This is a genomic window from Terrimonas ginsenosidimutans (genome assembly GCF_022012415.1).
GTDB classification, from domain to species: domain Bacteria; phylum Bacteroidota; class Bacteroidia; order Chitinophagales; family Chitinophagaceae; genus Terrimonas_A; species Terrimonas_A ginsenosidimutans.
This window is the reverse complement of record NZ_JAKLTR010000003.1, coordinates 569331-591778: the sequence shown is the minus strand read 5'-3', so window position 1 is coordinate 591778 and position 22448 is coordinate 569331. Positions and strand designations below refer to the sequence as shown.

Genomic DNA, 22448 nt, shown 5'->3' with positions numbered 1-22448 from the left:
CGACGGCTATCTTGCTAAACGATATTTAGATGGAGAAATGCCTTCCTGTTTACTGAACAGCCGCGTGAAATAAGTATGGTCTTCATACCCCAGCTCGTAAGCGATTTCCCTGACAGTAAACTCAGTGTAGAAAAGCAGCCGTTTCGCTTCCAGCAATATCTCCTGGTGGATCCATTTGCTGACGGGCATACCGGTTGTATTGCTGACCACTTCATTCAAATAGGCCGGCGATACATTCAGCATGGCGGCATATGCCGCAGGGCTTTTGACCACCCTGTATTGTTGTTGCAGCAGTGTTTTGAACTTGCGTGTAATTTCCGCTGCTCTCCCTTCTTTTGCGGCTGCCTGTACTGGCTGTTCACGGTAAATAGCGGCAAAGATCGACAACACAGATTCAGTAGCAGCTTTGATCATGGGAAAAGAGTCCTGTGTAAAAGAAGGATCTTCGAGATGTAGCTGCAGCAGGGAAACGGCAGTGTTCAGCTTGACCGCCCAACGATCATTGACATCAGCAGCCTGTAATGGCTGGGCTGTCTGCTGCAGCAAGGTTCTGACATGTTCCGGCACCAGGGTTGTTGCAACGGCAACAAACCACGCATCGATGGGATCAAATTTTGTAACATGGTGAACCTGTCCCGGTAAAATACATAACACTTTTCTTCCCCGGGCATTCACGGTTTGCGAGTCAACCACCAATTGATTTTCGCCACATTCCTGGAAAATGAACAGGAAGTGATCATCCCTGTGGGGCCTGCTTACGTTCTCCGGCGGTGGAAAATCCTCATTCTTCAGATTGCGCATAAAGATCCCGTGCGGGGAATGGCTCGTCATCCGGTGTTGGGGTATTGATTGCTTTCGCGGCATAAATATAAAATTACCCGTACCTGATGAATGCAGACTACCCGATGCAGATAATTACTGATCGAAAGCGGGAAAAATCGGTGAATGGCGTAATAGTGCATGAGCGGGAGAGTATCGCAAAGTACCCAAAGTGCGGATCCTATACAACATTCCCAGATTTGCGAATGCTGCCTGTAGAAATCTCTATGAACTGTATCTAAATTACGGCCAGAAAGGTTTTTTCCTGTAATTTCGCAGGCCATTGCGCTGAAAGCAATCGACAACGATTTATCTGGTTGATTTTCAGATTTTTGATGCTGGCCTCGTAGTACAATGGATAGTATAAGAGTTTCCGAAGCTCCAGATACAGGTTCGATTCCTGTCGAGGCTACTTAACCGGAAAGGCGAAAAAATCTTCGCTTTTCCGGTTTTTCATTTCATGTATGTTGTTGTTTATCTGATAAATGCAGTCGGCAATTGAGTTCAGTCGAATAGTTCGAAATGACTTTCCATCGAAATTGATTTTTCAGGAAATATCGAACTGATAATTTGACGTTTCTCCGTTACAGTCCCTCCCCTACTCACTACGTTCAATCGTGTCAAATTGATCATCGCTTGCCCTAGCTGTTTATCAACGTTCCTTGTGGTAGTATCAGTTGACTGATTGAATAATTGTAGTTCAAGACGAGAAATCTTCCCCTCGCACTCCATCTTGACCTATTTATAGTCTCCATCATCTATCGCCCCAGACAAAAGCAGATCTTGGAAAAACCTTTTTTCATCTTCTACTGTAAATACAAGGAAAAGATAAACGGTAACGGAATAATTATCAGCGTTATTAGTATTAAGAAGATCGCCAATGCACTCGAGACATCATTCGACCACCTCGTTTGCGAAGGACTGCATAACGGGGTTGATAAAAAACGCAAGCGGTTGCAGGAACTGGAACAACTCGATGAAGCTAAAAAGAAGACACTGTACGACCTCCTCGATACATATATACGAGATGCTTAAGCCGGCAAAGTCTATGCTTAAAGATCTTAAGTTCGGCACCTGCCAAATTTAAAATCTCCAATATCGCTAATTAGCTGATATGTTTTCTCTCTTAAATAAGTTTCCAGAAAAAAGATGTGCATAATTATTTAAAACAACAACAGCAAAGCGGAATTTACCTGAAGCCCGGGAGTTGCGTGCTCTTTTCCACCGATCTTTCCAAAAAATGATGTAGTTGCAATATCACTAAACAACGAAATCAGGTTTGCTACCCCGGATAAAAAGATTAGTGCAGTATATAATCGCCACCCTGAGATTAAAAAAGTAAAGGATTATGTCCAGAACACAAAGAACGAGCGCAATAACAGGTTTCTCGGTAATCACATAATTTTTTATACTCCATTGGCCGTAAAAAGCTCTTGTCTTACTGAAATGACCCGACCAGGTACGTCTATATCATTTTTAATACGTACGTACTGCATGGCTCTGCGAGGCGCCAGAATTTCCGTTATGTGTCGCCTGGTAATTTAACGGCAACTGGCCTGAAAATGAATACTGATTGGTAATACGATCCAGTAAATGAGGGATAAATTGCTTAGTCCTCCTCTTCTTATCGTAATTTTACACCATTCAAGAACGCGGGATGGAACTAAATTTTTATACACCTAGAAATAAATTATTACAACAGTTCATAGAGGGGTATTATTTTATCACCGATACTCAAAAAGGCGGAACAGAAAAATACCTGACTTTTCCCAATAACTTCTGCATTGTAACAATTAATCTAAACTCCCGTGTATTACTTTCGGAAAATAGTATAAAGATCTTTCCTTCGAAGAAAGAAAATATTTACACCAGTGTAGTGTATAGATATACCAATCCCATTGAAGTCTATTATAAAAAACCCATACACGAGTTAACCATCTATTTCAAGCCATTGGGATTGAATCATTTTGTTCAAAATATCGAAATAATATTTTGCCAGCGAAACCTTGCTGGCTTTGCGGCTAACCTGCCAGATTTCGAAACAGAAATGTGTAAAATATTTGCCGGGAAAGATCGTGAGGCGCAGCTAGAACACCTGGAAAAATTCTGGCTCCAAAATTTAGTGAAAAAGGATCTGGACCTGATGAAAAATATATTGAAGGATATTGAATCCAACATGAAAATTGAGGACGTTGCTGGAAAATATGAAATGTCAAGAAAACATTTGAATACACTATTTCTAAAACATTTAGGGAAATCTCCAGGTGAATACCAGAAAATATACCGTTTCCGGCAGGCGATAAATAATAAAAGTGGCGTACGCAACCTGACAGAACTGGCCTACGAAAATTTCTTCTATGATCAATCCCATTTTATAAAAAACTTTAGAGCATTGACAAACAACAGCCCTAAAAGTTTCTTTAAAATGTTGATACCAACCAAAAAAATGTCTGGCTTTTTATTTAGCCGGTAACAATTTTACAATTCTGGAGATAATTTTTAAGCTTTCTTTGCTTTAATACCTGAGACTTCATTCAAAGTGCCCAGGGTAATCAACCTGTTTTCTAAATTCTATTGCTATGGCTAAAACATTCCGTTTGATCGGATCGACTTTCCTTTTTTTCTTTTCAACACTTGCGGGTGTTGCGCAGGTCTCTTCTCTAAAAATCGACTCGCTAATGGAAGAAGCCTTAACTAAATTGAAAGTAGCTGGAGCCGCAATAGCCGTTGTGAAGGACGGGAAAGTGATCCATCAAAAAGGGTATGGTGTTGGTTCTATTGACACGAAAGTACCAGTTACCGAGCGTACGAACTTTCAAATTGCTTCAAATACCAAAGCGTTTACCACAGCTGCATTGTCGATACTCGTTGATGAAGGGAAAATAAAATGGGATGATAAGGTAAAGGAGTATATCCATGAATTTAAAATGTACAATGAGTATGTCACCAATAATTTTAATATTGTTGACCTGCTAACCCATAGAAGCGGCCTGGGGCTCGGAGCGGGCGACTTGACATTTTTGCCCGACGAGTCGGATTTTACAGTGAAAGATGTCGTACACATTTTTCAACATTTCAAACCAACATCGGCATTCCGAACGAAATATAATTATGATAATCTGCTTTACATCATTGCCGGAGAAATAATAGCCAGAGTAAGCAGTATGAGCTACGAAGAATTTGTTCAGAAGCGCATCCTGCAACCATTGCAGATGGCAAACTCGTTTGTAGGAGACCGTTCCATTAATGAAATAATGGATTTGGCCACACCGCATTCTACTGCAACAGGCTCGTTAAGGGTGATCAATCGCTTCAAAATCGGAATGATCAGTGCCGCAGGAGGGATGTATTCCAACGTAGCGGATATGTCTAAATGGGCGATCATGCAACTTCACAGGGGCAAGTATGGAGATAGTTTAAAATCATCCTTATTCTCTTACAATAACAGCGGCAAAATGTGGACCATACAAACCGTTCTGCCAAATTATGTATCTGAACGATATAACACACATTTTAACGGGTATGGCTTAGGCTGGCTTTTAAATGATATGAGGGGCAATTTAATTGCGACGCATACCGGTGGGTTGCCCGGTATGTTGTCGCAGGTAACACTTGTCCCGGATTTGAATTTGGGCATCATAATTTTAACCAATACTGAGAGTGGCGGCGCGGGTCTCACTTTTGCTGTTACAAGAGCAATCATGGACAGTTATTTTGGCCTGGATGATGCAGGATGGATAGATAGCAGGGCAAAGAATTTTGCGAGAAATGCAAACAATATAGATGAAGTGACAAAACAGGTTTGGAGAAAAGTGGATTCTTTAAAAAACACCAGGATCGAACGTGGCAACTTCATAGGGATGTATGAAGATAAATGGTTTGGAAAGGTGGAAGTTTTCCTGAAAGGAAAACAGCTTTGGATGAAAAGCCTGCGTTCTCCAAAATTAAATGGGCCGATGTATTTCTATAGTGCCAATACTTTTGCCATAAAATGGCAGTACCAGGACATGAACTGTGACGCATTTGCCACGTTTTCATTGCCGGAAAACGGAAAGGCAACTTCGATAAAAATGAAAGGCATTTCGCCGGGCATTGATTTTAGTTTTGACTTCCAGGATTTGGATCTGAATCGAGTGGAAAGGATCGATCGGGTCGCACATCCATCCAAATGATTTCTCTCACTTGTTAGTCTGACATGCCGGTTCACTTAATCCGCAGATTATTCTTTAATGATCCGGTGTGTGCCCGTGATAACATGATTGTGGGAATCTTTCGCAGGTAAGTGCGCGCGGTATTCGAACGAGAGGAGGCAAACAGCAGCGTGTTTTTCCCGATCACAATCACGTTGTCTGCATACCCGATGCGGTTTTGTCCCCAATAAGGCTGATCTTGCAAAAAACCCTTCGATTTAAGGTATAACCAGCTTTCCTTCACCCGGACCTTGATTTCCCCGATACCGGACACGTCGTCGTCAGCCCGGTAAATTTGTATTAAATCGCTAATAAAATCCAAAGGTTTAGGCGGCAGAAAAGGATGGTCTGTTTGTTGCAGGGCGCAGATCTGCATCTTCATACGTCTACAATAAAAGTCACCGTACTCCCTCTGATCTTTTTTGCGATCGATATCCAGTGGAGAAATCAACAAGAATTTACGACAGCAATTAAAGCGTTGGAATTTTAACGACATCTGAAATTGTCTGTGAGGTCAAATCCTGGCCATTACCGATAAGTATTACCTCTTTTCTATTCACCTTTTCTCCGGACTAACAGGGCCTATTGAGCTGTGTATAAAGCTCAAAAATCCGGGCCGGAAATGATCAAACAGGCTTTTTTTATCTCATCGTAACAACCACCTTTCCCTTCGCACGTCCGGTTTCAACATAAGCCAATGCCTCATTGATTTGTTCCCATGGAAACACTTTATCCATAACAGGCTTTATCTCGCCTGACTCTACCAGTTTGGTGATCTGACTTAATTGTTCACCTTGCGCCCTCATAAAAAGAAACGAAAAGTTGACACCAAGGCGCTTTGCCTTTCTCCGGATGCTTGCACTTAGGACTCTCAATGCTATTTTCAAAAACCAGTTTGCTCCAATTGCTTGTGCAAATTCAGGATCGGGCGGGCCGGAAATGGAAATAAGTTTTCCTCCGGGTTTCAGTATTCGGAGAGACTTTTCAAGAGTCTTCGTATCCTGGCTATTCAATACAACATCATAATCTTTTAATCTGGTTTCAAAATCTTCTTTCTTGTAATCAATAACAATATCTGCTCCCAGTTTTTTAACCAGATCAATATTTGCGGAGCTGGTTGTTGTAGCCACTGTAGCGCCCAAATACTTTGCTAACTGAATGGCGAATGTACCCACGCCCCCGGAACCTGCCTGGATGAAAACTTTCTGGCCTTTTTTCAGGTTTGCTTTTTCAACAAGTGCCTGCCACGCTGTTAAACCAACCAGGGGTATGGATGCGGCTTCATCCATTGAAAGATTTTCTGGCTTAATAGCTACATCATCTTCATTGACAGAAATGAATTCTGCAAAGGTCCCAATCCGATAGTCTGCGGCTCTTGCATAAACCTTATCACCAACGTTGAATTTGCTGACCTTTGAACCTGTTTGTATTACAACACCTGCCACATCGTGGCCCAGCGTAAACGGAGTTTTATAAGGTAAGATCATTTTAAACTCACCATTCCTGAGCTTCGAATCCAAAAGGTTAAGGCCTGCTGAATGAATTTGTATCAGTACATCATCTTCTTTTACACCGGGTGCTGCAATTTCAGCCAGCTGCAATTTTTCGTTTTTGCCGTATCGGGGAACAATAAATGCTCTCATTGCCTGAAGTTTATTTTTACCTGTTATTGTTTGTGTCAAAAAGGACAAGATGCTTTTAAAAACGCTTCATGATCCTGACATATACCTGCGTGATCAGCATCTTTAAACTATGATTTCCGAAATGGTAATGCGATCGCGTAAGTTGATCCTATTACCATTTCATACCATTCTGAATCTCTGTAGATCGCATACATTAATCCTGTTTCAGAACCTGTTTAATTGTTTGAGAACCCCTTTTTCTAACATCCCATAAGCAAAGTGCTGCAGATTGACCAATGCAGTAGTGCCTTTACCAACCATGTTCCTGAATTTAGGCTTATCCTTTTGAATTACTTGAAGTACTTTTTCTATAACAATTGCAGGGTCCTCAGCTCGTTCTGCCAGGTCGTTAGTGAATTTCTCAATTTTTCCCCTTAACGTATTGTAGTCTTCAATTTTCGTTAAAGATGATGATGAATTATTTAGAATACTTGTTTTAAAAGCAGAAGGCTCGATCATAGCGACACTGATATTAAACTCATTCAATTCATACCGTAATGATTTGAAATACCCCTCCAACGCGTGTTTTGAAGCGGCATAGTAAGCTGCATTAGGGAATGAAACAAGTCCAATAATTGAACCTACGGTGATTATTTTACCGGATTTTTTTTTTCTTAAATATGGTAATACAGCGTTAGTTACTTTGACAGTTCCCCAAAAGTTAGTTTCCAATTGTTGCCTCCCCAGCTCAATAGGCGTTTCTTCCGCAATACCAGAAACCAGGAAGCCCGCATTGTTGACAAGAATATCCAACTGACGGATCTCCTTGAAAATCCTTTCTGGAAAAGTGTTTATTGATTGTTCTGAATCAAGATCCAGTGCTATCATTTTGAAGGGCAATGTTCCCGAATACTTTTCCGGGTTTCGGCTCGTACCTATTACATTGTACCCATTTTTATGGAGCTTACTGGCCAAAAGAAACCCGAAGCCTGAAGAAGCACCTGTTACTAAAATTGTTTCTTTCATTTCTTATTGTTTTGTACTTTTACTTGCATTTTGCAAGTGCAAGATACAAAGTACTTGCACAATGCAAGTGCTTTTAAAGATTTTTTATGCCCCTTTCAAAAAAAAGATCAGATTGTCCTATCAGCTCTTCGCTCGATGTGTTTGGAGATAAGTGGTCGCTGTTGATAATTAGGGACTTAATGGAAGTAAAAACCTGCACCTATGGTGATTTTTTAAAATCGCCGGAAGGTATAGCCACCAATATTTTAGCCACCCGCTTGCAAAACCTGGAAGAAAATAAGCTTATTGAGAAATTAGCCCACCCGGACAGCAAGGCCAAAGTATTGTACAGGTTAACCCAAAAAGGGATTGACCTGTTACCCGTAATGATTGAACTTAGCTTGTGGGCTGAAAAATATTTTTCCATCGCAGACGACAGAAAAGCAATACTGAAAAAAGTTAAGAAAGATAAGGCTGGGTTTATAAAGGCAGCAATAAAGGAATTGGAAAGTTAAACTACGATCTCCGCCATTGTGTTACGGCGAACCCAGTGATCCCATTGTGGTTTGAATTGTATCTCCATTAGTCCTGCCTATGGTCAAATAAAATGCATTTATACAATAGCAGATAGAATTTCTCCTTACAGAGTTGACAGTAACACGAAAACTCATCTCTGAAATGACACTATTGAAATGTATCAACCTTAAGACACTTTATCAGCCTGTGATAGTTGTTATTCCATTTTTAAGGCCAATCTTTGCGTCGAAAACCGCCAGCTTGACTCTTAAATGTCCAAAGATTATATCCAGGATACGGTCAAAGCGATACCTCTTTCTTATTTCTTGAATTTCCACCAGTCGAAATAGAACAGATCCTTCTCACCTTTGAATACAAAGTATATATCGTGCACACCTTTAACAGACCTGACGGGCGCTGATATCGTTTTGAACACATCTCCTTCACCGGAGGTCCCCACATTTACTGTCGCTATTAGCGGGCCATCGATCTTATCAATATGAACTTCTATCTTACCGCCGTATAAGGCAGCGATGCTCATTTCCACCGATGAAGCGCCGGTAGAAAGATCAGCACCCTGCACTTTGATGTAATCGCCATGATTGATCGATGTAACAAACATCCGGTCTGCTATTTTTTTCCCCCTGTTCCATGGAATATTTCTTTCCCACTCCGTTGCTGAGGCGGTTTTAACACCTTCACTAAATGCGATGGTCTCAGCCTCCACTTTATTGAATGGATTCAGTGAAGCGAGTTGTTTAACACCAGTTGCGGACCAGAAAGGAAGTTTTTGAATGGTACCATCCGCGTTGTACGTAAGTTTTTCAAGACAGATGGACCGCCTTTCATAATGTTTCGACATGGTCTTCTTACCGATCTGGTAATTAAATCCAAATACATAGGAGTTGCCTTTATAGTCGATGATCCCCGGATGATTACCACTTGACCTGGGATCACCATCCATGATCATCCCTTTGTACTGCCATGGTCCTGTTGGAGAAGTGCTCATCGCATACCCGATGCCTTCCGGGCAGCAGGTGGAAGCATACGCCATATAATAATGGCCGTTGCGTTTATAAGTCCAGGGGCCTTCCTGATAATGAAAGGGATCGGGTTGATCTTTTACTTTGGCAAAGGATGTATCTTTTATGATGCCGCCTGAGTAAGAGATCATGTCTTCATTCAGCTTCACATAGTATACATTAGGATTACCCCAATACATATAAGCCTGACCGTCATCGTCAATAAATACGGTTGGATCGATATCATCGGTGCTGTTCTTCACCAGCGGCTTTCCGATGGGATCTTTGAAAGGCCCGTAAGGGCTATCTGCAACCAGCACACCGATTCCAAGTCCGTTCGGCACGGGGCAGTACAAATAGAATTTCCCATTGCGCCGTATACACTGTGCGGCCCATGCGCCATTGTCCGTATTGACCCATTTAAAATCTTTCAACGAGGCAACTGCGCCGTGATCCGTCCAGTTAACCAGGTCCGTTGATGTATACAACAGCCAGTCATGCATTTTAAAGCCGAACGCATCATCTTCGTCATGCCCTGTATACAAAAACACTGTGTCATTGTGTACCATTGGCGCAGGATCAGCAGTAAATTTTGTCTGGATAATTGGATTCTGCGCACTGCTGTTAATGATACCGCCAGCGATGCTAATCAATAACAGGATTGCTTTTTTCAATATTACTTTCATGATATCAGCGTTCATTTTATAAATTATTGCGACTGATCAAATCAGTCACAGCTTTGTTCAACACTAGTTCAGGTATGTCACACAGATCCTTTGATCACCCCGTCTGGTGAGATTTATTTTTTGGGAGAAACGCTTATTCCTTCAGTGGTGAGTGTAATAGGTTTTATCGTTCCATCATTATTAAAATACAGGTATTCCACGCTGACCATTCGTCTTGTATCGCCACCTGGTGTTCCGTTCAATGTATACGATCCGTCATGATAGAAAAAGTACCATTGCTTTTTAAATTCGATGACGGAGGGGTGGATCGTAAAGCCGTGTTTTGCCGGACCGGTAAGAAGGCCACGATACGTCCAGGGGCCGTTAAGGTCCGGGGCAGTAGAATACGCGATCTGTTCAGGCTGCACACCGGGAGCGTCCGCAGCATATACATTATAATAGAGACCACCACGTTTAAACAACCACGGACCTTCTGAGTAATTGCGAAAAGGAACTTTTTTGATCGGCCCATCTGTTTCCGTCATATTGGGTTTCAATTTAACCATGTAGCAATCTCCATTGCCCCATGCCATCCAGGGAGTACCGCTCTGGTCGATAATGACCGTTGGATCGATATCTGAATTGGGACGATGCGAATCCTTTGTCATGCTGTCAATGATCAATGGCTTTCCGGGATACACTTCTTTGAATGGACCGGTCGGACTATCTCCTACTGCTACAGTTATAAAATGTCCGTTCTTACCATCAAGTGTAACATAAAAAAAATACTTCCCGTCTTTTTTGACCACCTGCGCGGCCCACGAAGATGAAGGATTGGCCCCGGCAAAATCTTTCGCCGACAAAACAGCTCCATGGGCTTTCCAGTGCTTCATATCTGTGGAAGAATAACATAACCAATCAGGCATCGTAAACCAGCCACCAACGGGAGCTGCATCCTTGCCTGCGTAAACATACACCGTATCTCCTACTACCAGTGCCGCAGGATCAGCTGTGAAGTAATCGGTAAATAAAGGGTTCTGACCTTCGACCCGTGGCAAAGGTTCTCCGCTGATTCGCACCTCATCAATGCCCCCATCGAGTACAGCCAGATTATTGGGAGCACCGGAAGGAAAACCACGGCCTATCACCCACATGCCCGCACCGCGGTTCAGCGCAACGCCTTTAAAGCTCATGCTGACCGGCTTCCGGAAATCAGGCTGGCCAGCTGCTTTTATCAATAAGCTTAGCCGGGTCTGATCACGCTTAGGATCGTATACAGCTTTTGCCACCACATCATACCACTTGCCGGCTTCTGCTTTCACGCTACCGGCTATCCGGCGCGGCATACCGTCGGCGCATAATACTTCCACAAAAAAGGATCCTTCCATTGGGTCAAACCCAATGGATACATCACCGGACGGAGCGCCCTTCGCACCTTCCTTACACAGATAGACCTGTTCGGTTCCCAGCAGATTACACATCAGGCTGGCTTCGATGGTCCAGCTTTTACGCATGTCGTAGTAAGCAAGTGGCCGTTCAAAACTGACGATGTATTCGCCGCGTTTGATCGCTAGCGAATATATGTTGGGTTCGCCCCCGATCGTTGCGGAGGGTACATTCCCGGAAAAGACAATGGATGAGGGTTTTGAACCGCGGGCCTGTAGAAAATTCCCTTTGCCTGAATGATCAAAAACAAAAGGCAGGGGATCCGCCGGACGACGGTCATCGGCTGTAAGAGGCTGCCCCACCGCAGGTGTGGTCAGCGTTCCGTTGAGTTGTTGCACCTGTTCAAACCGCCAGTGTGCAAAAACTTCGCCTTGCGCCCGAGCGCTAACTGCAGTCATTAAAGATGCGGCAAAGATCAGCATCAGTGCATAACCGCGATACATTTCACTTGACATAACTACTAATATTGATACGAGATCACCGGCCAGCCCTGAATTCAATCCATCAATACGGCGGATGCAGTGATCAATTATCTTATAATTTTCTGAGGGCTATCATGAAATCACTATAGCCTGCCGGGATGCAACAACCGTCATTGGTCAGTTTTTCATGGTGTTGCTGACACAAGATAGACTGCGTGAAATGTCTCGACTGCAACATTTGTTGAATAATATGCTCCATTTGTTCAAAATCAGTTCAATTATGTTTGAAGCCTGCGTGTTTTTTATATTATTAATTCAAAATGACAGCAGGGCTGCGTCAGGCTCAAAGGCTCCCGGCGGGTAAACCGCTAATACAAAACAACGATGAACGAAACCAACGCAGCTACGGCCGTCCTGCAAATCCATTTGAATAACCTGCGGCAAAACAAGATCCGGGAAACCACAGGCGATCGCTTTTAGCTATTTGTACCACCCGGCCGCTCATGCAGTTCGCTAATTAATTATATTACACGCATGATATCTCCATTTATTCCTGCTTCTCTTGAAGCTGCTTTTTCAGAGGGGTTTACGCATATCACAGGTGAGCACCAATACAGTTTTTACACAAAAGAGATCTGCAACCTTCACATTAAAGAAGGACGGATCATTGCCTGTGACCCTTTCCTCTATAATGATGATCAACCTTTCACTGCGCAGTTTCCGATCGGTTCTTTCCCTGTTGAACTAGCCATTGCCCGGATAAATGATGACGAACGCGTGGGATTTGCAAGGATCAGGTTTTCCCAGGATAAACCGGTACGATGGGAAATAGCTGTCGTGGAAGGTCAGGACACATCCACTCTCTCCAGCGACGAGATTTTTGGATATGGTGTGGATGCAGGCACGGGCGCTTTCATGGATGCTTCGGGAGGAAAAGAACTACTCTCTTTTTTAAAGGCAGAATATAACAATTTTCAGCTCCTGATTGACGCTTTAGAGATCAACGACAGAGACACCTGGAGCTGGTTAGAGTGGCAACAGAACGGTGCTAACGCAGCTATCTTCTCATCAGGATGGGGAGACGGTGTTTACGCTACTTATATCGGATATGACGCCAATGACCGGATCTGCAGATTAGTGACAGACTTTTGTGTCATCGGCTAAATGGGCTCTGAAAGCCATAGAACAAAGAACTGATCGGTCATGAAAGAGTTGATCAATATCATAGAGCTTAAGCATTGCGATACGGGGATCAAACTGAACCCCGCCGCGTCCATTGAGAAAATTGAAAAAACGGAAGTTCTGCTGGGCTTTAAATTGCCGGAAGACTTCAAAGAATTCTACCAGATATGTGATGGCTTTGAGTGCCAGGAAGACATTTTCAATTTTCTACCGCTGGAAGATCTACTCCGCGAGGGCGACCACGGAAAAGACTGGGCTGTTTTTGCTGAATATATGATCCACTCCGATGTCTGGTCATTGCGGGTGCTGGAGAAAGGTTATGAGATCTTTTATAATGACGGACATGAGATCGTCTTAACAAATTCACTGACAACATTCCTGGAAAGATTTCTGAAAGGTAATGTGTTCGATGAAGAAGGACTATACGAATGGCGGGATGAAATAAAGAAGTCTCAACAGCTGCTATAGATGGCAAGCCCTCCTTGTCTGATGACCCGGCCTTTCACTTACACCTGTCGCCAAACCTTAGAGCGGGAAGAGTGCCCGACCTACTACCAAACCCACCATTCGGGAAAAATGTACCAGACTCCCTGCCTTTTGTCCATTGTCCGGCCTGGCAAATGATTGCAATTTTGTGTCAACAAATCAAAATCATTACCAGCAAAAAACAAACAAATGAAAAAAACAGTTCTGTCAATCGGCTTTTTAACGGCATTATTCATCCAGGCAGCTTTAGGCCAGGGGAAAAGAGTACCAGCATCAGCAGACAGGAAGGAATTTATCGAAGTAGAGAAAAATGTGAAATTACATGTGACCGATATGGGTGAAGGGCAGCCTATCGTGCTGATCCACGGGTGGCCGCTGAGCGATGCGATGTATGAATACCAGTACCAGTACCTGGAACAAAAAGGATTCAGAGTGATCGGCATTACACTCAGAGGCTTTGGCAAGTCGGACAAACCTTACGGCCGATATGATTTCGACGTATTTTCAGATGACATTAAAGTGGTGCTGGAAAAACTCCGGATCCAGAATGCGGTCCTTGGAGGCTTTTCGATGGGCGGAGCAGTCGTGATCCACTACGTTACCAAATACAATTCAGCACATATCAGCAAGCTGGCACTATTCGCCGCGGCCGCGCCATCCTGGAAACAACGCGAAGGCTTTCCCTATGGCGTTCCTGAAGCTGATCTGAACGCGCTGATCAAAAACACGACCACTAACCGTCAGGACCTGATAGCGGGATTTGGCGCTTCATTCCCTGCAAAAGAAGGCGCCATTTCTAAAAACGTGGAAAAATGGCTGGAAAACATCAATCTTGAAGCATCCCCTTACGCTATCACAAAATCCATCACAGCACTACGTGACCTCGATTTACGTCCCGAACTTTCAAAGATCAATATCCCGGTGGCCATATTCCATGGCGTGTATGACAAACTGTGCAACTTTGAATTTGCCAATCAACTTAATAAAGGCATTAAAAATTCCTATATCGTGAGATTTGAAAATAGCGGTCATGCACTGTTCTTTGAAGAAATGGACAAATTCAACACAGAGCTGGAAAAATTTGCCAGAAGCAAATAAGCAAAAACCGTTGCAGGGTTAAATAACTCTGCAACGGTTTCCTTTCCTTCATTAACTTCATCATACATTCCACAGATCCCGAAAAAACAAACCAGCAATGATCAGACGAAATCAATTCGAAAGCAGCCTTAAGCGTTTCGGCCTGGTGCAGGTCACTGAAGAAAGCATTGATGCGATCAACGGAGATGCTTACAAGCAATACATCAAAGTATTATACCTTCCAAAAGGTTACCGGCTGACAGTGGATTTTGGAGCGTATGTGACAAAACAATCAACCTTATTTTTTGTAGCACCAAACCAGTTCCTGAATATCGGACAAGTTGGAACAGAACCGGGATATCTGATCTATTATAACCGCGACTTCTATTGCATCCAGATCCACGATAATGAAGTGGCCTGCGACGGCTTGTTGTTCAACAATATCAATAACATGCCCATGGTCACCACCCCGAAAGAAGAGGCTGTTTATTTCGGAACGTTGTTCCGCGAGATGGAGGAAGAATTCCGGTTGGCAGATACGTCACTGGAAGAGATGATCCGCACCTATTTAAAGCAGCTGCTCATCCGGGCTACACGGCTATGGAAAAAACAACATCTGGAAAGCGCGGTATCTGAGCAGCACAGCAGCCTGGACTTTTTCAGAAAGTTTACAATGCTTGTTGATGCACATTATAAAGAGAAACATACAGTCGCAGACTATGCAGATGTGCTGGCGATGGCCCCCAAAACCGTCACCCATAAATTTAAACGGCTTAATCTTCCACAGCCAAATGAGATCATCAAGAACAGGATCATCCTGGAAGCTAAAAGACTGCTGGTACATACCGCAATGACAGCAAAAGAGATTGCGCACAGCCTGGGCTATGAAGATCCTGCTTATTTTAGTCGCCAGTTTATGGTAAAAACCGGGGAGTCTCCCTCGGGCTTCCGGAATAAGTTCCTGGAATCAGGCAAGGCATAATGCTGATGGTGCGGGTCAGTTACTTTTATGATCCATTATACATACACTGTCTGAAAATCGCACACCCACCGTCCGGTTCCGTACACCCCTGTCTTCTCCCCTTCAACCCAACGCTTCTGAAAAACAACCACTTACCTTCTGGCAGCCTATTTGTTTAGCAAATATCAATCAAATAATATGTACAGAAATTACCTGGGGGAATTTGAAGAGATCGTACTGCTGACAGTAGCAGCAATGGATGGTGAAGCATACGGAGCTCTCCTGCTGGATAATATCACTGCCTATACCGGCAGGTCTGTTCAGCTAAGTGCCATCCATGTTGCACTGTATCGCCTTGAAGAAAAGAAATTCGTTACGTCAACACTTGGCGGCGCTACGGGAGAACGTGGAGGAAGACGCAAACGCCTGTTTACTATTACCCCTGACGGCATGCAGATCCTTAAAGATATCCGCACTGTCCGCGAAGAACTCTGGCAATTGATCCGCGGATAAAACTGCTTATAATGAAAAAGTATTCAGATAAACCTCCACAATGGCTGCACTTCCTGTTACGAAGGCGGCTCAATGAAGACGCGCTTGAAGAAACACTCGGCGACCTTCATGAACTGTATTCGCGGTGGAGATCAGAATCTGGCGTATTTATCGCAAAGCTCCGTTACCTGTTGCAGATACTATTCTACCTGCGACCGCTGCCGGATAGCCTGAAGAAAAAAACCGTACCCGATCATTTCAAATCTAAAACAACCATCAACCCTGCTATGTTCAAGTCTTCTTTAAAAATCGCCTGGCGTCAGCTATTGCGCAGCAAAGGATATGCTGCTATTAACATCGGCGGACTGGCTGTAGGAATGGCCATTGTGCTGATGATCGGAATATGGGTATGGGATGAATTATCATTTGACCGCTACCATAAGAATCACCACAGGCTGGCCCAGGCCTGGCAAATGGTAAATTTTGATGGCAATAACTCCTTTTACAATTCCGTGCCCGTACCGCTTGCGGCAGAACTTCGCAGTAAATATGCAGACATTGAAGCTTCCAGTGTTACAACCAACGTAAAAGAGTTCATGGTGGGTTATAATGATAAGAAACTGATGCAGACCGGCATCTTCGCGGAAGCTTCCTTTCCGGATATGTTCAGCTTCGAAATGAAAGAAGGCGATATCCATTCACTTACAGATATACAATCCGTCCTGGTATCCGAGTCAACCGCAAAAGCATTCTTTGGCCATGAACCTGCGATCGGAAAGACGATCAGGATAAATGACAAGACCGATGTTAAGGTAACAGGCATCTATAAAGATCTTCCGTCAAACAGCACATTCAGCGAAGTCGGTTTCGTCGGAGCCTGGCCGCTGTATGTACAACTGGATTCTTACGCGAAAACCGCCGAACAGGAATGGGACGAAAACTCTTTCCAGGTATTTGCATTACTAAAAGAAGGCAGCAGCTCAACCCAACTTTCGGGAAAGATCCGTGATATACGCATGCACATGGAAAACCCGCCACCATACAAACCGGCTTTCTTTCTTCACCCCATGAGCAAATGGCATTTGTATAGCGACTTCACTGGCTGGGCGGAAAGCTCAGGGATGATCAAGCTGGTACGCCTTTTTGCCATTGCAGGCATTTTCATTCTGCTATTGGCCTGTATCAATTTCATGAACCTCAGTACTGCAAGAAGTGAAAAAAGAGCAAAAGAAGTCGGGATCCGCAAAACGCTGGGGTCGAAAAAAATCCAACTTCTTTATCAATTCTTTTCAGAATCTGTCCTCATTGCATTTCTCAGTCTGTTGCTTTGTTTGTTGCTGGCGCAACTTGCCTTACCGTTCTTCAACAATGTTACCGGAAAGAACATGCATCTTCCGTGGGACAACTGGATATTCTGGCTGGCGATGGTACTTTTCACACTGGTGACCGGCCTGCTCGCCGGTAGCTATCCTGCGCTATTCCTGTCTTCATTCCGCCCGGTAAGGGTTTTGAAAGGAACCTACAGAACAGGAACGGGTAATGTGTTTTCGAGAAAGATCCTTGTCGTGTTTCAATTTACAGTATCCGTTGCTCTGATCATCGGCACATTGATCATGGGAATGCAGATCGACCACGTGAAGGACAGGCCAACGGGATATCATCAGGAGCGATTGCTTGAAATAACCATGCATTCATCCAAACTCCGGAAAAGCTATGATGCGCTGCGCGCAGACTTCCTGAAGACGGGAATGGTATATGATATGGCAGAATCAGTGGGCAGTATCACCTCGGACTTTGGCGGCTCTACCGCCATCTCCTGGAAAGGCAAAACGCCAGGCACCAGCCCCCTGATTATGGCTTCGCAGGTAACACACGATTTTGGAAATACTGTTGGCTGGAATATTATGACGGGGCGTGATTTTTCACGGCAATATGTGGCAGATTCAACATCAGTGATCCTTAACGAAGAAGCTGCAAAACTGATGGGTTCAAAAGATCCTGTGAACGGATTGATCAACATCAGCGGAAAAGAATTCCGGGTGATCGGTGTTATAAGCAATATCATAAAAGGAGATCCGTTCAGACCCGTTCCTCCCAGCCTTTTCACGCTTAACTATAAAAGCGCTACACAGGTTATACTGCGGATCAAGGATGACGCGAGTACAGGCAAGGCGCTGGCGGCGATTGAAAAAATCTTTCATCAATACAGCCTGGCAGAGCCTTTCGACTTCAAATTTGTTGACGATAAATACGCAACAAAGTTTACAACAGAAGTCCGTATCGGCAAGCTTGCCGGCTTTTTCGCAGCCTTCGCTATCTTTATTTCGTTGCTTGGCTTATTCGGCCTCGCCTCGTTCATGGCGGCAAGAAGAACAAAAGAGATCGGTATAAGGAAAGTTCTTGGCGCAAATATCCTGCAGGTGTGGACATTGTTATCCCGGGAGTTCATTATTCTTTCGGGTATCGCATTTATCATCGCATCCCCGATCGCCTATTATTTCATGAATAACTGGCTGGCAAACTATCAATACAGGATCAGCATCCCCGTGTGGATCTTTATTGCAGTGGCCGGGGTGACCGTCTTCTTCACATTACTCACCGTGAGTCTCCAGGCGATACGCGCCGCAATGATGAACCCGGTGAGAAGTATGAGAAATGAATAGTCGAGATAAAATAAAAAAAATAACGAAGTAAATGAGATAGGTGATTGTTGCTATGGGGCTTTAATTGTTTCCCCGTAAGGATTTATCAAAGGAAGATTTACTGAAAAATATTCTTCGCCCTGGTGAATGGAAAATCCTTCATGGTTTAACAACTCATACTTCAGTTGGATATTTCGTAAACCGATCCTGTTGCTCGGCGCTTTTACATGCCTGCGCTGGATATTATTTCTTACCACGAGGCAGGGATTTCCGGCAGCTATAAAGATCTCTATCTGTAATGGAGCGGCGCGTGAAAGGATGTTGTGCTTTACTGCATTTTCTATCAACAGTTGTAAGCTCAGTGAGGGTAAAAGGAACTGATCGAAATCAGGATCAGTTTGAACACTGAGACTTACGGCTTCCCCATAACGGGTTTGCAGCAATTGAAAATACGAATGAACAAAACGCATTTCAGCGGCAACGGTACTTATACCCTCTTCGTTATTTTTTAGCAGATAACGGTAAACCTTGCTCAGTTCATCCAGGAATTGAATGGCTGTCACCTTATCCTCACGGATGAGTGATGAGACTGTATTAAAACAATTAAAAAGAAAGTGGGGATTTACCTGGTTCTTCAATGAATCAAACTCTGCGGTAAATGATTGCTGCCTTAGTAATTCTTTTTCTTCCTCGGCCTGCCTGTATTTGCTGATGGCATATTCCGCGTCATACAACGTTTCAAAAATAACATTCACACAGAAGGCTAGAATTGCACCTTGCCAGATATCAGAGAACCTGAAAGAATATTCCAGGATATTGAACAGACTGTAAACCGCAAGGACAGTGATAACAGAAGTCACCATCGAGATACAGCACACCAACATCTTCGAACGTAAACGCTTCCATGTTTGGTTAAGTTCGGGATACCTGCGTTCCGCAGCCGCGGAAGCGGTAATACGCATCAGCCAGGAAAAACAGCCGAGCAGGAAGACAAGCGGAAAAGAGATCACCCAGATCTCCCATTCACTCCATAGTCGTTCGCGGTAAAGGATCTGGTTAATAGCAACGTCAATGATCGGCATGGAAAAGAGGAACGAGTAGATCTTCAACCGGGGAATTGCCTTCACGATCATAATGCAGCTGATTTTTGAGGCTTGAACAATGGCACTTTTACTTCTCTTTCATTCCTGCTATCCAGGATCCTGATCTGCGCCTGATGAAGCAATGAATACCTTGTCACAAGATTATCGATCCCCGATTCAACATCCTGGTCTTCTGTAATGGTCTTGGGCTGAACGTTATTTCGGATCACAAGCCCTTCCTGATCCCTTCCGATCCTGATCATCAGCGGCTGATCTTTCATCATCACGTTCTGTGTAAATGCATTTTCAACGATGGTTTGCAGTGTTAATGGAGGGAGGCATTTATCCAGATCAGCAGGAAGAACATCGATCTCAACCAGCAGTCCGTCCCCATATCTTTCCTTTAACAAGTAATAATAAGACCCGATAAAATTCAGTTCAGCAGCCAGGGACACGAGCGACTCTTCTTCCGTGCGCAGCATATATCGATACACTTTACTCATCTCATCAAGAAACTTCTCGGCGCTATCTTCATCCGTATCGATCAGACTGGAGAGAGAGTTCAGACTGTTGAACAAAAAATGAGGGTTCACCTGGCTTTTCAACCCCTGAAGCCTGCTTTGACGGTTCATTCGGCTTAGCTGTTCATTTTCCTTCATCTTATTCTTCCAGATCTCATAACGTGCAAGACCTTCGATTAGGAACGTAATGAAAACGACATAGATCCCGGTGCCGATACAGGCCCAGGCAAACGATAGATCATCAAATTGGTAATGGAAAAAAGGGATCCATTCATATCCGTAAAAAAGGATCAGGAGGAACACGATCGTCATGATCAGGAAAACAAAGATCATCAGCAGCAAACGTACGCCAATGCCTTCTTCCCCTTTGAATAGCCGCCTCAGCCATACGCCGATCATAAGGCAAATGATAAACCCTATCGAAAAATCCGCAGCTGCCACAACCGTTGCAAGAAAGAATACCGACCAGTCAGAAAAATAGCGGGAGCCGAGCAAAAGGCTGTTAATGCTGATCGTAAACGGACCCACAAAAAAAGACAATATCAGGTGATCCTTTGCACTATATCGGGGTAGGTTCCATTTCATACATCCTGCTCAGCCTACAAAATAGCTCATAATAAAAATCCGTAGGAGCAGAACAGCCCAGATGCTTTTTTTAATGCAGGAATTGAGGAATATATATAATGAATTGCCTGGCCTGACCATGGCTGAATAAAGCAGGCGCTGCATCCGTACAAAGCAGGTCTTACAAGCGGTACATGACAATGCCTCGTTGATCAAAACAATAACCGTCACTCAATTTTTTCCAGGCACGTCTATGTCTGTTCCTCCTGCCCGGGTTTTCCGGTAAATCGGGAAGAATAGTGCGCGGTCCTGGTGAGATCATGGGTCAATTCCACTCAAAAATCACTTCCTGGTATAACCGGTGAATATGCCTGAACCCGGGTATTTTGCATCATTCATAAATAAGACCCGGCCGTCTTTTATTGCTGAAAAATAAACGTCATACAATTTTTCCTTGCCCTCGATCTTATTAAAAGAAAGCTGCCAGTTGTTAACGACTGTAAATTTTCCACCGCCTTTTGCACCGGCGGCTTTCGTTACACCGCCCATAGAATTCGCAGCAATGAGCTCCCAGGTGAATGTTTGGCTATTCCCGAAAACAAACCATTGTGACGAGGAATACGTACTCATTCCCGCATAGGCACCGGTGTAGTAGTTGGAGTAAAAAGTATTGCTTGAAAAGCGATTATCCCATTTGCCCGTACCATTCAGATCTGATGCAGCTACAGCAAACCGGTTGCGGCTGATCATACCATCCAGCGTTTTTAGAACATCCGGATCGCTGTCCCATCTGATCACCTCAGGATCAAAATTGAAATACTGAATAAATGTGTTCTTATCCGGCGATACCACTTCAATCCAACCCGCGCTTTGATGGAACAACACAACAAACACCTTTTGCTGTGTGCTGTTATCCGTCAGATAGCCCATTCCAAGGTAAGGACGATTATACGTATTGACATACGAAGTTTTATATTGTTGAAGATGACTGTACCGCGGAGCAACAAGAATATTCCACGCAGCATCCGTCATCGGTCCCGGATCAGCCGGAAAGATCGTTCCGTCTTTGGGGTAGTGCAACAATACTTTTACCTTCCCTTTCGTCACACTTACCCAATCCGCCTGCACCGCACTGACCCAGCCATCATCAAAATTAGTTGTGTTAAAAGCAAACCTATCCTTAAAAGCCGGCGTATTCTCCGGAACCTGGGTAACCGGAACAATCTCCTGCACCGGCTGTGTAGTCTCCGGTCTGGACAATTTCAAGCCTGATAAAAAATCCTGGATCGCGGGGAGATAATCCGCGCTGTTTGTATTACCGATCACACTCAGACAAACATTATAACCGCTGAAGACAGTCAGTGAAGAGGAAGCATTGCTGCCGTTGAAACTAAACGTCCCGAAACCGCTTTTCATCTTCCAGCCATCGAATTCCTGTGCCTCAGAAGTCTGCGGCGGGTTTGCTGCCCCCATAGGTTTCACGATCTCATTCCACTCACTTTCAAAGTCCGCATCGATCGACCCCTTGGATGCTGTTTCTTTATACACACCGATCTGGCACCATGTCCGTTTTTTCTTATCAGAGGATGAGAACGATACAAAGTTCTGTTTGGCATCCTTCTGCCATCCGGAAGGTATGGTATAGGTGACCAAACTAAACGTTTCCTGCTGCGAAAAGCATGCAGAGACCAATGTCATTGAAACGAAAAGAGACAGGATACTTTTCATGCCGAG

Annotated in this window: 19 protein-coding genes and 1 tRNA gene; 11 read left to right on the top strand and 9 right to left on the bottom strand. The window is 43.9% G+C overall.

Features of this window, described 5'->3' with window-relative positions:
• Positions 1-6: 6 nt before the first annotated feature.
• A complete protein-coding gene (locus tag LZZ85_RS07515) occupies positions 7-864 on the bottom strand; it encodes a helix-turn-helix domain-containing protein (protein ID WP_237870228.1) in 858 nt (285 codons plus the stop codon).
• Positions 865-1159: 295 nt separating this feature from the next.
• Between LZZ85_RS07515 and LZZ85_RS07510 the strand changes: the two genes are divergently transcribed.
• The 4 genes from LZZ85_RS07510 to LZZ85_RS07495 all read left to right on the top strand — a co-directional run bounded on the left by LZZ85_RS07510 (position 1160) and on the right by LZZ85_RS07495 (position 4991).
• Positions 1160-1231 (top strand) — tRNA-Arg (locus tag LZZ85_RS07510).
• A gap of 371 nt (positions 1232-1602) precedes the next feature.
• The gene (locus LZZ85_RS07505; protein WP_237870226.1) at positions 1603-1854 is read left to right on the top strand and encodes a hypothetical protein; all 252 of its coding nucleotides are present in this window, start codon (positions 1603-1605) and stop codon (positions 1852-1854) included.
• A 622-nt stretch (positions 1855-2476) separates the two neighbouring features.
• Positions 2477-3292 (top strand): helix-turn-helix domain-containing protein, encoded by an 816-nt coding sequence (locus LZZ85_RS07500; RefSeq protein ID WP_237870224.1) that lies wholly within the window; start codon positions 2477-2479, stop codon positions 3290-3292.
• 106 nt (positions 3293-3398) lie between these two features.
• Positions 3399-4991 (top strand): serine hydrolase, encoded by a 1593-nt coding sequence (locus LZZ85_RS07495; RefSeq protein WP_237870222.1) that lies wholly within the window; start codon positions 3399-3401, stop codon positions 4989-4991.
• 31 nt (positions 4992-5022) lie between these two features.
• On the opposite strand, the gene LZZ85_RS07490 is transcribed toward LZZ85_RS07495, so the two are convergent.
• From LZZ85_RS07490 to LZZ85_RS07480, 3 genes are all read right to left on the bottom strand, one after another.
• Positions 5023-5391 carry a hypothetical protein gene (locus LZZ85_RS07490; protein ID WP_237870219.1) on the bottom strand — a complete coding sequence of 123 codons (369 nt, stop codon included), beginning with the start codon at positions 5389-5391 and terminating at the stop codon, positions 5023-5025.
• A gap of 259 nt (positions 5392-5650) precedes the next feature.
• Positions 5651-6652, bottom strand: a complete 1002-nt coding sequence (locus LZZ85_RS07485; protein WP_237870217.1) for an NADP-dependent oxidoreductase — start codon at positions 6650-6652, stop codon at positions 5651-5653.
• Between the two features lie 204 nt (positions 6653-6856).
• Entirely contained in the window at positions 6857-7657 is an 801-nt protein-coding gene (locus LZZ85_RS07480) for an SDR family NAD(P)-dependent oxidoreductase (RefSeq protein ID WP_237870215.1), read from the bottom strand.
• Positions 7658-7743: 86 nt separating this feature from the next.
• On the opposite strand from LZZ85_RS07480, the gene LZZ85_RS07475 reads away from it, so the two are divergent.
• Positions 7744-8151, top strand: coding sequence for a winged helix-turn-helix transcriptional regulator (locus LZZ85_RS07475; protein ID WP_237870213.1), 408 nt, complete (start codon positions 7744-7746; stop codon positions 8149-8151).
• A 320-nt stretch (positions 8152-8471) separates the two neighbouring features.
• On the opposite strand, the gene LZZ85_RS07470 is transcribed toward LZZ85_RS07475, so the two are convergent.
• Positions 8472-9860, bottom strand: a complete 1389-nt coding sequence (locus tag LZZ85_RS07470) for a glycoside hydrolase family 43 protein (protein WP_237870211.1) — start codon at positions 9858-9860, stop codon at positions 8472-8474.
• Between the two features lie 113 nt (positions 9861-9973).
• Entirely contained in the window at positions 9974-11740 is a 1767-nt protein-coding gene (locus LZZ85_RS07465; RefSeq protein WP_237870209.1) for a family 43 glycosylhydrolase, read from the bottom strand.
• A 501-nt stretch (positions 11741-12241) separates the two neighbouring features.
• Here LZZ85_RS07465 and LZZ85_RS07460 point away from each other — a divergent pair.
• The 6 genes from LZZ85_RS07460 to LZZ85_RS07435 all read left to right on the top strand — a co-directional run bounded on the left by LZZ85_RS07460 (position 12242) and on the right by LZZ85_RS07435 (position 18568).
• Complete coding sequence (locus LZZ85_RS07460) at positions 12242-12871, top strand: DUF4241 domain-containing protein (protein WP_237870207.1); 630 nt, start codon at positions 12242-12244, stop codon at positions 12869-12871.
• A gap of 39 nt (positions 12872-12910) precedes the next feature.
• On the top strand, positions 12911-13357 hold the full coding sequence (locus LZZ85_RS07455) for an SMI1/KNR4 family protein (protein ID WP_237870205.1): 447 nt from the start codon (positions 12911-12913) through the stop codon (positions 13355-13357).
• A 207-nt stretch (positions 13358-13564) separates the two neighbouring features.
• Positions 13565-14473: an alpha/beta fold hydrolase gene (locus LZZ85_RS07450; protein ID WP_237870203.1), complete on the top strand. Its 909-nt coding sequence runs from the start codon at positions 13565-13567 to the stop codon at positions 14471-14473.
• 97 nt (positions 14474-14570) lie between these two features.
• Positions 14571-15434: a helix-turn-helix domain-containing protein gene (locus LZZ85_RS07445; protein WP_237870201.1), complete on the top strand. Its 864-nt coding sequence runs from the start codon at positions 14571-14573 to the stop codon at positions 15432-15434.
• Between the two features lie 177 nt (positions 15435-15611).
• Positions 15612-15926, top strand: coding sequence for a PadR family transcriptional regulator (locus LZZ85_RS07440; protein WP_237870199.1), 315 nt, complete (start codon positions 15612-15614; stop codon positions 15924-15926).
• An 11-nt stretch (positions 15927-15937) separates the two neighbouring features.
• The gene (locus LZZ85_RS07435; RefSeq protein ID WP_237870197.1) at positions 15938-18568 is read left to right on the top strand and encodes an ABC transporter permease; all 2631 of its coding nucleotides are present in this window, start codon (positions 15938-15940) and stop codon (positions 18566-18568) included.
• 50 nt (positions 18569-18618) lie between these two features.
• Here the strand turns inward: LZZ85_RS07435 and LZZ85_RS07430 are convergent, their stop codons facing one another.
• The 3 genes from LZZ85_RS07430 to LZZ85_RS07420 all read right to left on the bottom strand — a co-directional run bounded on the left by LZZ85_RS07430 (position 18619) and on the right by LZZ85_RS07420 (position 22442).
• Complete coding sequence (locus tag LZZ85_RS07430; protein WP_237870195.1) at positions 18619-19680, bottom strand: sensor histidine kinase; 1062 nt, start codon at positions 19678-19680, stop codon at positions 18619-18621.
• Positions 19677-20735 carry a sensor histidine kinase gene (locus LZZ85_RS07425; RefSeq protein WP_237870193.1) on the bottom strand — a complete coding sequence of 353 codons (1059 nt, stop codon included), beginning with the start codon at positions 20733-20735 and terminating at the stop codon, positions 19677-19679. The genes LZZ85_RS07430 and LZZ85_RS07425 overlap by 4 nt, the downstream gene beginning before the upstream one ends.
• Before the next feature lie 321 nt (positions 20736-21056).
• A complete protein-coding gene (locus LZZ85_RS07420) occupies positions 21057-22442 on the bottom strand; it encodes a hypothetical protein (RefSeq protein WP_237870192.1) in 1386 nt (461 codons plus the stop codon).
• Positions 22443-22448 lie beyond the last annotated feature (6 nt).

Excerpts from the sequence above, each read along its gene's own strand:
- LZZ85_RS07515 (WP_237870228.1), bottom strand. The coding sequence starts at position 864 with ATGCCGCGAAAGCAATCAATACCCCAACACCGGATGACGAGCCATTCC.
- LZZ85_RS07500 (WP_237870224.1), top strand. The coding sequence starts at position 2,477 with ATGGAACTAAATTTTTATACACCTAGAAATAAATTATTACAACAGTTC.
- LZZ85_RS07495 (WP_237870222.1), top strand. The coding sequence starts at position 3,399 with ATGGCTAAAACATTCCGTTTGATCGGATCGACTTTCCTTTTTTTCTTT.
- LZZ85_RS07490 (WP_237870219.1), bottom strand. The coding sequence starts at position 5,391 with ATGAAGATGCAGATCTGCGCCCTGCAACAAACAGACCATCCTTTTCTG.
- LZZ85_RS07485 (WP_237870217.1), bottom strand. The coding sequence starts at position 6,652 with ATGAGAGCATTTATTGTTCCCCGATACGGCAAAAACGAAAAATTGCAG.
- LZZ85_RS07480 (WP_237870215.1), bottom strand. The coding sequence starts at position 7,657 with ATGAAAGAAACAATTTTAGTAACAGGTGCTTCTTCAGGCTTCGGGTTT.
- LZZ85_RS07475 (WP_237870213.1), top strand. The coding sequence starts at position 7,744 with ATGCCCCTTTCAAAAAAAAGATCAGATTGTCCTATCAGCTCTTCGCTC.
- LZZ85_RS07470 (WP_237870211.1), bottom strand. The coding sequence starts at position 9,860 with ATGAAAGTAATATTGAAAAAAGCAATCCTGTTATTGATTAGCATCGCT.
- LZZ85_RS07465 (WP_237870209.1), bottom strand. The coding sequence starts at position 11,740 with ATGTCAAGTGAAATGTATCGCGGTTATGCACTGATGCTGATCTTTGCC.
- LZZ85_RS07460 (WP_237870207.1), top strand. The coding sequence starts at position 12,242 with ATGATATCTCCATTTATTCCTGCTTCTCTTGAAGCTGCTTTTTCAGAG.
- LZZ85_RS07455 (WP_237870205.1), top strand. The coding sequence starts at position 12,911 with ATGAAAGAGTTGATCAATATCATAGAGCTTAAGCATTGCGATACGGGG.
- LZZ85_RS07450 (WP_237870203.1), top strand. The coding sequence starts at position 13,565 with ATGAAAAAAACAGTTCTGTCAATCGGCTTTTTAACGGCATTATTCATC.
- LZZ85_RS07445 (WP_237870201.1), top strand. The coding sequence starts at position 14,571 with ATGATCAGACGAAATCAATTCGAAAGCAGCCTTAAGCGTTTCGGCCTG.
- LZZ85_RS07440 (WP_237870199.1), top strand. The coding sequence starts at position 15,612 with ATGTACAGAAATTACCTGGGGGAATTTGAAGAGATCGTACTGCTGACA.
- LZZ85_RS07435 (WP_237870197.1), top strand. The coding sequence starts at position 15,938 with ATGAAAAAGTATTCAGATAAACCTCCACAATGGCTGCACTTCCTGTTA.
- LZZ85_RS07430 (WP_237870195.1), bottom strand. The coding sequence starts at position 19,680 with ATGATCGTGAAGGCAATTCCCCGGTTGAAGATCTACTCGTTCCTCTTT.
- LZZ85_RS07425 (WP_237870193.1), bottom strand. The coding sequence starts at position 20,735 with ATGAAATGGAACCTACCCCGATATAGTGCAAAGGATCACCTGATATTG.
- LZZ85_RS07420 (WP_237870192.1), bottom strand. The coding sequence starts at position 22,442 with ATGAAAAGTATCCTGTCTCTTTTCGTTTCAATGACATTGGTCTCTGCA.